This window comes from Pseudomonas sp. AF03-9 (assembly GCF_020515815.1).
In the GTDB taxonomy this organism is placed as follows: Bacteria; Pseudomonadota; Gammaproteobacteria; order Pseudomonadales; family Pseudomonadaceae; genus Aquipseudomonas.
On record NZ_JAHPJF010000026.1, the window covers coordinates 42,200 to 55,322 of the forward strand.

A 13,123-nucleotide genomic window follows, 5' to 3' on the forward strand; every position below is an offset into this window, starting at 1 on the left:
GGCGAAGCCGCCCCAACAAGACCGCCGCGGTATTTCAGGAAGACCGCGGTGCCTGGGTTTGGGGCGGCTGCGCCCCCCAGCGCGGGGCAAGCCCGCTCACTACAGGTTGCGCGGGTTCGCAGTTTAGGGATTTAGAGGTTCCGGCACAGGCATTGCTTTAGTCATTGAACACTGCCCGCACACAGGAGCTTTCGTTACAACCCGACCCAGAGCCGACCCCATAAGAAAGTAAGGACCAGGCCCATTGGCACCTTCAGCCATGGGTTCATAAAAACATGCGTTTTTTTAAACGGCAGTGCCCCCCAAGCCCCACTCGGCACTGACAAGGTACTGGAATGGCTCGATCTTTCTTCGATGAAATGAATGACGCAAACGGCGCCTGCCGCGCGCACTATCAGGAATTCTCCCGCTGGTTGGCCAATACGCCACCGGAACTGCTGGCCCAGCGTCGCCGTGAAGCCGACTTGCTGTTCCACCGCGCCGGCATCACCTTCACCTTGTATGGCGACGAGCAAGATACCGAGCGCCTGATCCCCTTCGACATCATCCCGCGCAGCATCCCCGCCAGTGAGTGGCGCGTGATCGAACGTGGCTGCATCCAGCGCGTCACGGCGCTGAACATGTTCCTCGCCGACATCTACCACGACCGGCGCATCATCAAGGCCGGGATCATTCCCGCGGACCAGGTGCTGGGCAACGAGGGTTACCAGCAGGCCATGGTCGGCCTCGACCTGCACCGCGACATCTACTCGCACATCTCCGGCGTGGACCTGGTGCGCGATGGCGACGGCACCTATTACGTGCTCGAAGACAACCTGCGTACCCCCAGCGGCGTGAGCTACATGCTCGAAGACCGCAAGATGATGATGCGCCTGTTCCCCGAGGTGTTCGCCAAACAACGCATTGCGCCGGTGGACCACTACCCCAACCTGCTGCTCAAGACCCTCAAAAGCTCAAGCCGCCTGGACAACCCCAACGTCGTGGTACTCACCCCCGGGCGCTTCAACAGCGCGTTTTTCGAGCACGCCTTCCTTGCCCGGGAAATGGGCGTGGAGCTGGTGGAGGGCGCCGACCTGTTCGTGCACGACCTCAAGGTGTTCATGCGCACCACCGACGGCCCCAAAGCCGTGGATGTGATCTACCGCCGCATCGACGACGCGTTCCTCGACCCGCAGGCCTTCAACCCCGAGTCGATGCTCGGCGTGCCCGGCCTGGTCGCCGCCTACTGCGCCGGCAACGTGGTGTTGGCCAACGCCATCGGCACCGGCGTGGCCGATGACAAGTCGATCTACCCCTACGTGCCGGAGATGATCCGCTTCTACCTCGACGAAGAGCCGGTGCTGCAAAACGTGCCGACCTTCCAGTGCCGCAAACCCGACGAGTTGTCCCATGTACTGGCGCACCTGCCGGAACTGGTGGTCAAGGAAACCCAGGGTTCCGGCGGCTACGGCATGCTGGTCGGCCCGGCCTCCAGCGCGGCCGAGATCGAGGACTTCCGTCAACGCATCAAGGCGCGCCCCCACGCCTACATCGCCCAACCCACACTGAGCCTGTCCACTTGCCCGACCTTTGTCGAAAACGGCATCGCGCCCAGGCACATCGATCTGCGCCCGTTCGTGCTGTCGGGCAAGGAAACCCGCCTGGTGCCCGGCGGCCTCACGCGTGTGGCACTGCGTGAAGGTTCGTTGATCGTCAACTCGTCGCAAGGCGGCGGAACCAAGGACACCTGGGTGGTGGAGGGCTGAGTATGTTGAGTAGAACCGCCGCAGATCTGTATTGGATGTCCCGTTACCTGGAGCGTGCCGAGAACCTGGCGCGCATGCTGGAAGTCAGTTACTCGTTGTCGTTGATGCCCCAGGCCGGACGCAGCGACGGTCTGGACGAACTGGCCATGTCGTTGCTCAGCAGCGGCACCCTAGACAGCTACCTTGAGCGCCACAAGCAACTGGATGCCGAGCGCATGCTGCACTTCTTCGCCCTCGACGAAGAAAACCCCGCCAGCATCTACAACTGCCTGCGCGCCGCCCGGGGCAACGCCCATGCGGTGCGCGGGCGCATCACCGCCGACATGTGGGAAAACCTCAACGCGACCTGGCTGGAAATGCGCAGCATCGCCGCCGGCGGCCTGGCGCGCCACGGCATCAGCCACTTCTGTGATTGGGTCAAGCAGCGTTCACACCTGTTCCGTGGCGCAACGTCGGGGACGATCATGCGCAACGATGCCTACCGGTTTATCCGCCTGGGCACCTTTGTCGAACGTGCCGACAACACCTTGCGCCTGCTGGATGCGCGCTACGAGATGTTTGGCGAAGAGTCGGAGGAAGTCAGCGACCTGTCCGCACGCGGCTACTACCAGTGGAGCGCCCTGCTCCGGGCGTTGTCGTCGTTCGAGGCGTACACCGAGCTGTACCCGAATGCGCTGAATGCGCGCTCGGTGTCGGAGCTGCTGCTGTTGCGCAGTGACGTGCCGAGGTCGCTGCATGCGTGTATCGAGGAGTTGAGTCATATCCTTGCGGACTTGCCTGGCAGTTATGGGCGTACGGCCCAGCGTCTGGCGGCGGAGTTCGAGGCGCGGCTGCGCTATACCGGGATTGATGAAATTCTTGAGGACGGCCTGCACAGCCGCCTGACGGACTTTATCGACACCGTGCGCGAACTGGCCCGGGCCATACACGCGTCTTACCTGGAAGTGGTCTAAACCACACTGAGGAACAACGATGTGGGAGTGGGCTATTGGGTTTTTACCAGCACCGGCTCAGCGCGGTACTGCTCGGGAAACAGCTTTTTCAACTGCGCCACCTTCGGCAGATCATTGATCACGATGTACGGGTAAGACGGGTTCTCGCTGAGAAAGTCTTGGTGATAGGCCTCCGCCGGGTAGAACGTCTTGCCCCTCTCGATTGTGGTCACGATGGGCTTATCAAACGCCTTCGCCGCATCCAGCTGCGTGATATACGCCTGGGCGACGTTCTGCTGCTCGGCATCCTGCGCAAAGATCGCCGAGCGGTACTGCGTGCCGGTATCCGGGCCCTGGCGGTTGAGTTCGGTGGGGTTGTGGGCCACCGAAAAGTAGATCTGCAGCAGCTTGCCGTAGCTGATCTTGCTCGGGTCAAACGTGACGGAGACCGCCTCGGCATGGCCAGTGTTGCCTGCGCTGACAGACTCGTACTGCGCCGTGCCTGCCGCGCCGCCGTCATACCCGGAGACCGCGTTTTTTACACCCTGCACATGCTGGAAAACCCCTTGCACGCCCCAGAAGCAACCACCGGCGAAGACCGCCGTTTGCAGATCAACCGATGCCGGCAGGTCCAGGGCGGGCGGTGGGATGACGACAGCATCGTCAGAAGAACCAAAGGAGAACGCCTGGGCCTGGCTGATAAAGGCAGCCAAGGCCAATGCAGGTAGCCATCTGAGAACGTTCATAAAACTCACTCCAGAACACGGTCAACGGTGGGAGCCGGCTTGCTCGCTCCCACATTGATTGGGTTATCAGTTCATCAATCAGTTAGCCGAAGGTGAAGGCGTAGGCCGCTACGTTCGGGTCCAGAAACTCAATGCTGAAGGTGCGGTCCTGCACCGCTCCCGGCTGGCGCACCAGTTGGTACAGACGCTGCTCGGTCACCACGCCACTGCCATCCGGGGCGACATCCGTGCCGTGGGCGTCACCGGGGGCCTTGCCGTCGATCGTGACCTTGAAGCGCACGGGCTTGCCATCTGCGCCGGGGGCCAGCACCAAATGCAAGTCACGGGCGTGGAAGCGGTAGACGATGCGCCCACCCGCCTGGTCCAGGGTGACTTGCTGGCCGCCTACGTTCCATTGGCCGTCCAGGGTCCAATTGTTCAACGCCAGGGGGCCGGACTTAACGAAGTGTTCGGCACGCTGCGCGCCCAGGTAGGTTTCCGGTGACTGCACGGTGTTCAGGTCCGGCGCCTGTTGCACGCCCTTGGCATCCACGTCGATCAAGCCGCCCGCGACGTTTTTCGCCCCGGCTTCGCGCAACAACTGCTGGATCACCCGCTCCGACTCGGCGTAGTCGCCCTCGCCAAAGTGGTGGTAACGGATCTGGCCGTTGGCGTCGGCAAAGTAATGTGCCGGCCAGTACTGGTTGTTGAACGCACGCCAGATCTTGTAGTTGTTGTCGATCGCCACCGGGTAGTTGATCCCCAGGTCCTTCATCGCCTGGGTGACGTTGTTCACGTCGCGCTCAAAGGCGAACTCCGGAGCATGTACACCGATCACCACCAGGCCCTGCTCGCGGTACTTGTCGGCCCAGGCTTTGACGTAGGGCAAGGTGCGCAGGCAGTTGATGCAGGAGTAGGTCCAGAAATCCACCAGCACCACTTTGCCCTTGAGCACCTCGGCGCTCAGTGGCGGGCTGTTGAGCCATTGCACGGCGCCGTCCAGGGAGGGTAGCGCGCCTTCTATCGGCAGCGTGTCGCTGTGGTTGACCGCCATCATCATCGCCCCGCCCTGGGGTTTCGCGCTCAGGCGATCCACCAGGTGTTGCTCCAGGCCGCCGGTGGAGGCCGTCGACAACCGCGCCAACACGCCGGTGTCCAGGCCCAGGGCAATGGCTGCCACCCCGACGAGCATCAACGCGCCAAGGCCGCGGCGCAGCCATTCACCGGCACCGAGGGATTTTTTCATCAAGCCAAACACCTTACCGCCGACCAGCAACGCCAACGCCAGGGACGTGGCGGCACCGGCAGCGTAAGCCAGCAACAGCAAGGTAGTACCGATACTGGCGCCTTGCAGGGCGGCGCCGGTCAGCACCAGCCCGAGGATCGGCCCGGCGCACGGCGCCCAAAGCAGCCCGGTGGCCACGCCGATCAGGAACGACGCCCCCGGCCGTGGCCTGGCATCGGCCCCGGCTGCCTCGGATAAACGGCTGCCGGCGGCGACCAGCGGGCGCGTCAGGCGCTCCGACAGCCGTGGCAGCAACAGCGTGAGCCCAAACAGCGCCACGCAGAGCAACGCGAGCCAGCGCCCGTATTGATTGACTTGCACCACCCAACCGCCGCCCACCGCCGCCAGCGAGGCCACCAGGGCGAACGTCACCGCCATCCCCGCCAACAGCGGCAAGCCACTGCGCAAAAACGGCTGCCCGGTGCGAGCGAAGACAAAAGGCAGAACCGGCAGGATGCACGGGCTGACGATTGTCAGCACGCCGCCCAGATATGCGAGAACCAGAAGCCACATTGATTGACCCTTAACAGAATGAACAAGTAGCCCCATCCTGCGCCCCGGCCGGTCGCGCAATCCTCACGCAGAGTTAAACAATTCGTGATAACTACACTGTGGCAAAAGCCGCACAATGCGCCGACTACAAGCCAAGGTTTCGATTACATGGATCAGCCCAAACGTGTCCTGGTGGTTGAGGACGATGCCCATATCGCCGACTTGATCCTCCTGCACCTGCGCGATGAACAGTTCGAAGTGGTGCACAGTGCCGATGGTAACGAAGGCCTGCGCCTGCTGGAGCAAGGCGGCTGGGATGCGTTGATCCTCGACCTGATGCTGCCCGGCGTCGACGGCCTGGAGATCTGCCGCCGCGCCCGCGCCATGACGCGCTACACCCCGATCATCATCACCAGTGCGCGCTCCAGCGAGCTGCACCGCATCCTCGGCCTGGAGCTGGGTGCCGACGATTACCTGGCCAAGCCGTTCTCGCTGCCCGAGCTGGTTGCCCGGGTCAAGGCGCTGCTGCGCCGGGTCGACGCCATGGCGCGCAACCTGAAAATGGATGCCGGCAGCCTCGACCTTGGGTCACTGTTCATCAACCCGCTGAGTCGCGAGGCCACTTTGCACGGCCAGCCCCTGGAGCTCACGCCCCGGGAGTTTGACCTGCTGTATTTCTTCGCCCGCCAGCCGGGCAAGGTGTTCTCGCGCATGGACCTGCTCAACGCCGTGTGGGGCTACAACCATGAAGGCTACGAGCACACCGTGAACACCCATATCAACCGCCTGCGCGCCAAGGTCGAGGCCGACCCGGCCAACCCGGCGCGCATCCTCACGGTGTGGGGCCGTGGCTACAAGTTCGCCGAGAACGGCCCATGAAACTGACCCTGACCCAGCGCCTGTCGGTGGTGTTTGCCGTGTTGCTGCTGATCTGCAGCAGCACCTCGGCGTGGTTGCAGGTGCGCTCCAACCGCATGCACGAGCTGGAAGTGGTGCAAGGCGTGTCCCGCGACCTGGCGGCGCATATTGCCCGTGACACGCAGTTGATGGATGCCGACGGCCTCAAGCCCGATGCGGTGCGCAACCTGTTCGGCCAACTGATGCTGGTGAACCCGAGTGTCGAGGTGTATTTGCTCGACATCGAGGGTCGCGTGGTCGGCAATGCGGCGCCGAGCGGGCACCTGCTGCGCGACCGGGTCGACCTCGCGCCAATCCGCCGTTTCCTTAGCGGCGCCATGTTGCCGATCCTCGGCGACGACCCGCGCAGCGTCGACGGGCGCAAGGTGTTCAGCGCCGCGCCGCTCAAGGCCAACGGCACGCAAACCGGCTTTCTGTATGTGGTGCTGCTCGGCGAGGCCCACGATGTGTTCGATGCCAAGGACGCCACCGGCATGGCGCTGAAGATTGCGCTGTGGTGCATCGGCCTGGTCGCGCTGCTGTGCCTGTTGGCGGGCCTGCTGGCGTTTGCCTGGATCACCCGGCCATTGCGCCAGCTCACCGACAAGGTTGGCCGATTCGACATCAATGGCGCCCCCAAACCAGCGGAAAACATCGCGCCCACCTCTGACAGCGGCGATGAAATCGCCGTGCTCGACCACGCCTTCATGCAGATGGAAAACCGCCTCGGCGAACAGTGGCGTGCCCTCACCCGCCAGGAACAGGAACGCCGGGAGATGGTTGCGAACATCTCCCACGACCTGCGCACGCCCCTGGCTTCGTTGCACGGCTACCTGGAAACCCTGTCCCTCAAGGACGCGACCTTGAGCGCCGAGGAACGCCGGCGCTACCTCGGGATTGCTCTGGACCAGAGCCGCAAAGTCGGCGGCCTGGCCCAATCGCTGCTGGAACTGGTGCGCCTGGAACATGGTTTTGTCCAGCCGGTGCTCGAAGGCTTTTCGCTGCCGGACCTGGTGCAGGACATCTTCCAGAAGTTCGAATTGAGCGCCGAAGCGCGCGGTATCAGCCTCATCGCCAGCCTGCCGGCGCAGGTGCCAGCAGTAATGGCCGACCTCGGGTTGATCGAGCGCGTACTGACCAACCTGCTGGACAACGCCTTGCGGCACACCCCGGTCAATGGCGACGTCGAAGTGCTGTTGGCTGTCGAGGCCGACAGCGTCAGCGTGACCGTCAGCGACAGCGGCCCGGGCATCGATGCCGAGCTGCATGAAGGCTTGTTCCTGCGTGCCTTCACCATTGGCGGCGCACGGCGCGATGGCGGCCTGGGCTTGCGCATCGTGCACCGCATCCTGCAATTGCACGGGCGCAGCATTCGCCTGGTGGAGCGGCCCGGCCGCGGGGCGACGTTTACTTTTTCCCTAGAAAGGCGAGCATCAGTTCGTTGACCTGCTGGCCCTGCTCGTTCTGGATCCAGTGGCCGCAGTTGGGCAGCACGTGCTGCTCAAGGTCCGGCACACAATCGGGCATGCGCTTGAGGGTGTGCGCTTCAAACACGCCGACCGGGTCGCGGTCGCCGATCAGGAACAGTGTGGGCTGGAGCACCTGGCGGCCGGCGAGGCATTCGGTGCGCTGCCAGTTGCGCGTGAAGTTGCGATACCAGTTCAACGGGCCGCGAAAGCCGTGTTCGGCGAAGGTTTGCACGTACACGTCAAGATCCTCGCGGGAACACCATGACGGCAAGGCGCCAGGCATACCGACGCCTTCAAGCAAGCGCGCAGTGGCCGGTTTGTGTTGCAGGAACACGTCCTGGTCCTGCATGAACAGGCGCAGCGTGCGTTCGATGTCGGCGTTCAGTTCCTGCTCGGCCACGCCGGGTTCCTGGAAATACAGGATGTAATTGAAACGCTCGGCATACAGCTCAGCCATGATGTCAATTACCGGCCGGCGCGCTCGCCCGGCGAACGGCACCGACAGCGTGATCAGCCGCGTGACGCGTTCGGGCTCCAGCAACGCCAGGTGCCAGGCCACCACCGCGCCCCAGTCGTGGCCGACCATCACCACCTCGGTGTGGCCGAAATGATCCATGGCCTGCTGGATGTCGGCGCACAGGGTCAGCAGGTCGTAGTCGGCCACCTCGGCGGGCGCGCCGGATTGGCCGTAGCCGCGCATCTCAGGCGCAAACACCCGATAACCCGCCGCCGCCAGCGCCGGGATCTGCGCGCGCCAGGAATGCCAGCATTCCGGGAAACCGTGCAGCAGCCAGATCGGCTGGCCGTGTTCGGGACCGCTGATGTGCACGCTTAACTCAATAGCGTTGACGCAGAGGATTTGCTGGCGCATGGGCAAGGCCTGGCTGAAGGTTTGGCCTAGCCTGGGGGATTGGCGGCGACAGTGCCAGCATCATTGACGACGGGAATAACTCACTCCACCGCCCACCAGCGCGGCAACAATTGGCGCACCCGCGCCTCGCCGAAGCGGTCGTCGATCAACATCACCACGCCCTCGTCCTGCTGGCCACGGATCACCCGCCCGGCGGCCTGCACCACCTTTTGTAGCCCAGGGTACAAATACGTGTAGTCGTAACCGGCGCCAAAGATCGTGGCCATGCGCTGCTTGATCTGTTCGTTGACCGGGTTCAGTTGCGGCAGGCCCAGGGTAGCGATAAACGCACCGATCAGGCGCGCACCGGGCAAGTCGATACCCTCGCCAAACGCACCGCCAAGCACGGCAAAGCCGATGCCTTGGCTGTGTTCGGTGAACTGCTCGAGAAATGCCTGGCGCTCGGCCTCGGCCATGCCGCGCGATTGCAGCCACAGCGGGATCTGCGGGTGGCGTTCGGCGAGCAATTGCGCGACCTGTTGCAGGTAGTCAAAGCTGGAAAAGAACGCCAGGTAGTTGCCCGGCCGGCGCGCGAACTGCGTGGCGATCAACGCGACGATGGGTTCCAGCGAGGCGTGGCGGTGCACGAAGCGCGTGGAGATCTGATCGACGATGCGCACCTTGAGCTGCGCGGCCTTGAACGGCGACTCCACGTCGATCCACGCGGTGTCCGCCGGCAGTCCCAGCAGGTCGGCGTAGTAGTGGCGCGGACTCAGGGTCGCGGAAAACAGCACACTGCTGCGCGCCGCGGTGAGCCGTGGGCGAATGAACTCGGCGGGTACCACGTTGCGCAGGCACAGGGTCGAGCTGCTGCGCTTGCCGCTGTGTTGGCGTTTGCTGATGTCAAAAATGAACTGTTCATTGAACAGCTCGGCGACCTTGGCAAATTGCAATGCGTCGAAGTAGAAGGTTTGCAACTCGCCGCTGAGGGCTTGCGGGTGGTCGTTGAAATAGTCCCCCATGGCGCTGGTACACAGGCCCAGGGCGTGCAGAAATTTGTCTGGACGGCTCGCGTAGGCCTGGTAGGGCGCGAGCTGGTCCTTGTGCAGCGCATTCCATTCGCGGTTCAGGCGTTGCAGGGGTTTGTTCAGCGGCTCGGGCGCACTGTCGCGCAGGGTCTTGAGGTGGTATTGGTCAAGGCTGGCGCTGTACATCGAGCGGGCGCGCTCCACCAGGTTGTGCGCTTCGTCCACCAGCACCGCCGCCCTCCACTGGTTGAGCTGGGCCAGGCCGAACAGCATGGCGCCAAAGTCGAAATAGTAGTTGTAGTCGGCGACGATCAGGTCAGCCCAGCGCGCCATTTCCTGGCTCAGGTAATACGGGCACACGTCGTGGGCCAGGGCCACCTCGCGCAGGTTGCGCTGATCCAGCTGGCGCACCTGCGAAGCGGCACTGCGGGCAGCGGGCAGGCGGTCGTAGAACCCTTTGGCCAATGGGCATGAATCGCCGTGGCAGGCTTTGTCCGGGTGTTCGCAGGCCTTGTCGCGGGCGACCAGTTCCAGCACGCGCAAGGGCAAGTCCGGGTGGCTGCGGTGCAGCACATCGGCGGCGTCGAGGGCGAGCTTGCGCCCCGGAGTCTTGGCGGTGAGGAAGAACAGCTTGTCCAGTTGCTGCGGCGCCAGGGCCTTGAGCAGCGGGAAGATCGTGCCGATGGTCTTGCCGATGCCCGTGGGGGCCTGGGCCATCAGGCAGCGGCCGGTGGTGACGGCCTTAAAGACCGTCTCGGCAAGTGAGCGTTGGCCCGTGCGAAACCCGGCGTGCGGAAACCCCAGGGTTTGCGCGGCGCTGTTGCGGGCGGCGCGGTGCTGCATTTCCTGCTGGGCCCAGCCGAGGAACAGCGCGCACTGGGCGTTGAAGAAGCTCTCCAGTTCGGTGGCGGTATAACGTTGGTGCAGTAACGTTTCGCCCTCGCCGACAATGTCGAAGTACACCAGCGCCAGGTCAATGTCCGTCAACCCAAGCTTCTGGCACATCAGCCAGCCATACACCTTGACCTGGGCCCAGTGCAGTTGCCGGTGGTTGGCAGGCTGGGCATCGAGGTCGCCGCGATAGGTCTTCACTTCCTCCAGGCGGTTGGCGTCCGGGTCGTAGCCGTCCGCCCTGCCCCGCACCGTGAGCTGCTGGTACTCGCCCTCCAGGGCGACTTCATGCTGGTAATGCGCGTTGCGCCGCGAGGCGACGGTGCGATGGCCGACGATACCTTCCTGGGCGCTGGGCGACGGCGTGAAGCGTAGGTCGAGGTCGCCGACCTTGGCCGTGAACTCACACAGCGCCCGCACTGCCACGTTGTAGCTCAAACCGACGGCTCCGCCCAGCGCACGTAGCAGACGGTGACCGGCATCTGGTGTTCGGCGCAGAACTCCAGCCAGCGCAACTGGTTGTCCTGCAGGCGGTCGCCGGGGCCTTTGACTTCGATCATGCGATAGGTGTTTTGCGCGGGCCAGAACTGGATCAGGTCCGGCATCCCGGCGCGGTTGGCACGGATGTCCAGCAGCAGGCGCTCGAACCAGTGGCGCAAATGCGCGGCGGGAAAGCACGCCAAGGCCTGTTCCAGCAGTTCTTCGTTGAGCAGGTTCCAGAACACGAACGGCGACTGGATGCCCCACTTTTCCTGGTAGCGCTGGCGGATCGTGGCCTTGTAGCGCTGGTCCTGCAGTTGCGCGAAACAGGTTGCGAACAAGTCGGCACGGCGCTGATGGAAGTCTTCGCTGTGCAGGTCCGCCGGCCCGCGTTGGAACGGGTGGAAAAACGAGCCCGGCAGCGGCGCGAAGATCGCGTCCCAGCACAGCAGGCCAAACAGCGAGTTGATCAGGCCGTTCTCGACGTAATGCACCGGCGCGTCGGGCTCGTTCAGGTGTGCCTGTACGCTGGCTTCCACCGACTCCAGAGCCTGCGGCAGTGCCAGGTCCAGGCGCGTGACCTCGCGTGGCTTGAGCCTGGGCAGCGCCGGTTCGCCCAACTTGCGCCGCAGACGTGGCAGCACGCGCAACAGGTGCTGTTGCTCGGCGGCACTTTCCGGGGTTTGTTGCGCGGCACTCGCCAGGGCCATGGCCTGGGCGTAGTCCTCCTGGCGTTCCAGCACGCGGATCAGTCGCGCACGCGCGCCAGGGTAGGCGCAGGTGCGGTAGATCTGTGCCGCCAGCGCCAGCTCAGCCAGGCGTTCACAATGCTGCCCGAGCAGAAACAACAGCTTGGCCCGACGCCGTTCCAACCAGGGGTTGTCGGTATTGAGGGCGGTAATGCGCGTGCGTATGTCCTCGATCGGCTCACCGGCCTCGAAGGCTTGCTGGCAGCCATGCAGGAACAGGAAACCCTGCACGTCATCACGGCTGCGCAAACCGCGGGATTCGGCGCAGATCTCGACTTTTTCATAGGTGTAGATGCCCAGGTCCGCCAGCACGAATTCGGACCAGTCCTGATACAGGTTGCCGAAGAACATCAGGCGCAGGCGGTCACACAGGTCCATCACTGTGAGGCTGTACAGCGTGTCGGGCAGCGCGGGGCACCACTGGGCAAAGCTGCGGCTCTCGGGGAACTGCGCCACCAGGCCTGCCAGCCACTCGACTTTGTTGGCCTTGGGCTGGTCGATCCACGGTTTGAAGGCATTGAGGATCTCGCCTTTTTGCAGCAAGGCGAACAGCTCTTCAAACGCCAGCGGTTGCTGGTCGTTTACCCACCCCAACTGCAACAGCGGCTGCGCGGCGGCGTGGGTGCAACCGATTTCCAGATAATTGAGCTTGCCCGCACGAAAGTGCACGCCCTTGCGCATGACCATGCGCACCAACAAGGCCTGGGACGCCTGGGGCAAGCTGTCAAATTGCTGAATGAACTGCGTTTCGTCAGGGTCGAGCAGGTCGGCATAGCGTTGCCCCAGCCATTGCAGGACCTGACGGAAGTTTTGCAGGTAATAGAGCGGGTCTTCGAGGGGGTTGGCCATGGCACATAGAGGTCAAATACTGGTTATGCATACAGAGTGCCGTCGCAAACGGCTTGTTGCAATCGGTAATAGATAAATGGCTCACGCAACTTTTTGTATAAAAGTGATCTGATGGGGAAGTCGATGGCGTAAAATTTGTCGCCCGCAGCCTCTGGCGTGGGACTTTTCAAGGTTAAAGGTAAGGGTTATGAACATGAAGAATTTGGGTCTTCCCCTGGTTGCACTCACTTTTCTGGTATTGGCCGGTTGCGCGACGCAAACCGTAGTGACGCTGCAAAACGGCACGCAGTATTTGACCCAGGACCTGCCAAAAACCAACACCGCCGACGGTTTCTATGAATTCACTGACATCGCCGGCAAGCGTGTGCGGGTCAAGGCTGCGGATGTGGCCACAGTCATCAAGGAAAAGTAATTCTCCGGCGCCAACCGCGAATATTTGCGGAGCGGGCTTGTGTGGGAGCGGGCTTGCTCGCGAAGGCAGTCGGTCAGTTGGTATATATGGCGACTGACACGCCGCCTTCGCGAGCAAGCCCGCTCCCACAGTTTCAAGGCATTCCAGCTTTAGCTGATCACCATCCCCTCTCCCGTCCAGCCGCTCACGCCGACCAGCGTGACCGAATCCGCACCCACACTGATCAGCGTGTCCCCACCCTGCTCCCGGTATTGCACACTGCCCTGCACATCCTTGAACAGCAGCGTGTCCGTCGCCTGATAGCCGATCACCCGGTCAT

General features: G+C 63.2%; 10 protein-coding genes and 1 pseudogene. 5 read left to right on the plus strand and 6 right to left on the minus strand.

Features of this window, described 5'->3' with window-relative positions; all coding sequences use genetic code 11:
- The first annotated feature begins 335 nt into the window (after window positions 1-335).
- Together LIY36_RS25500 and LIY36_RS25505 are read left to right on the plus strand one after the other, a co-directional pair.
- On the plus strand, window positions 336-1,745 hold the full coding sequence (locus LIY36_RS25500) for a circularly permuted type 2 ATP-grasp protein (protein WP_192300116.1): 1,410 nt from the start codon (window positions 336-338) through the stop codon (window positions 1,743-1,745).
- 2 nt (window positions 1,746-1,747) lie between these two features.
- Window positions 1,748-2,698: an alpha-E domain-containing protein gene (locus LIY36_RS25505; protein WP_226457597.1), complete on the plus strand. Its 951-nt coding sequence runs from the start codon at window positions 1,748-1,750 to the stop codon at window positions 2,696-2,698.
- A gap of 32 nt (window positions 2,699-2,730) precedes the next feature.
- Here LIY36_RS25505 and msrA read toward each other — a convergent pair whose 3' ends face one another.
- A complete protein-coding gene (msrA, locus tag LIY36_RS25510; RefSeq protein WP_226457598.1) occupies window positions 2,731-3,423 on the minus strand; it encodes a peptide-methionine (S)-S-oxide reductase MsrA in 693 nt (230 codons plus the stop codon).
- A gap of 82 nt (window positions 3,424-3,505) precedes the next feature.
- Window positions 3,506-5,200, minus strand: a complete 1,695-nt coding sequence (locus tag LIY36_RS25515) for a cytochrome c biogenesis protein DipZ (RefSeq protein ID WP_226457599.1) — start codon at window positions 5,198-5,200, stop codon at window positions 3,506-3,508.
- Between the two features lie 147 nt (window positions 5,201-5,347).
- Here LIY36_RS25515 and LIY36_RS25520 point away from each other — a divergent pair, with 147 nt between their 5' ends.
- Together LIY36_RS25520 and LIY36_RS25525 are read left to right on the plus strand one after the other, a co-directional pair.
- Window positions 5,348-6,058, plus strand: coding sequence for a response regulator transcription factor (locus LIY36_RS25520; protein WP_226457600.1), 711 nt, complete (start codon window positions 5,348-5,350; stop codon window positions 6,056-6,058).
- The gene (locus LIY36_RS25525) at window positions 6,055-7,521 is read left to right on the plus strand and encodes a sensor histidine kinase (protein WP_226457601.1); all 1,467 of its coding nucleotides are present in this window, start codon (window positions 6,055-6,057) and stop codon (window positions 7,519-7,521) included. Before LIY36_RS25520 ends, LIY36_RS25525 begins: the two co-directional genes overlap by 4 nt.
- On the opposite strand, the gene LIY36_RS25530 is transcribed toward LIY36_RS25525, so the two are convergent.
- The 3 genes from LIY36_RS25530 to LIY36_RS25540 all read right to left on the minus strand — a co-directional run bounded on the left by LIY36_RS25530 (window position 7,484) and on the right by LIY36_RS25540 (window position 12,392).
- Window positions 7,484-8,416 (minus strand): alpha/beta fold hydrolase, encoded by a 933-nt coding sequence (locus LIY36_RS25530; RefSeq protein ID WP_192300122.1) that lies wholly within the window; start codon window positions 8,414-8,416, stop codon window positions 7,484-7,486. The two genes, LIY36_RS25525 and LIY36_RS25530, sit on opposite strands and share 38 nt — an antisense overlap.
- A gap of 80 nt (window positions 8,417-8,496) precedes the next feature.
- Entirely contained in the window at window positions 8,497-10,752 is a 2,256-nt protein-coding gene (locus LIY36_RS25535) for an ATP-dependent DNA helicase (protein ID WP_226457602.1), read from the minus strand.
- A complete protein-coding gene (locus LIY36_RS25540) occupies window positions 10,749-12,392 on the minus strand; it encodes a VRR-NUC domain-containing protein (RefSeq protein WP_226457603.1) in 1,644 nt (547 codons plus the stop codon). The genes LIY36_RS25535 and LIY36_RS25540 overlap by 4 nt, the downstream gene beginning before the upstream one ends.
- Window positions 12,393-12,579: 187 nt before the next feature.
- On the opposite strand from LIY36_RS25540, the gene LIY36_RS25545 reads away from it, so the two are divergent.
- The gene (locus LIY36_RS25545; RefSeq protein WP_192300125.1) at window positions 12,580-12,804 is read left to right on the plus strand and encodes a YgdI/YgdR family lipoprotein; all 225 of its coding nucleotides are present in this window, start codon (window positions 12,580-12,582) and stop codon (window positions 12,802-12,804) included.
- Window positions 12,805-12,953: 149 nt separating this feature from the next.
- Here LIY36_RS25545 and LIY36_RS25550 read toward each other — a convergent pair.
- Window positions 12,954-13,123, minus strand: a pseudogene (locus tag LIY36_RS25550) (lipase); the annotation flags it as partial.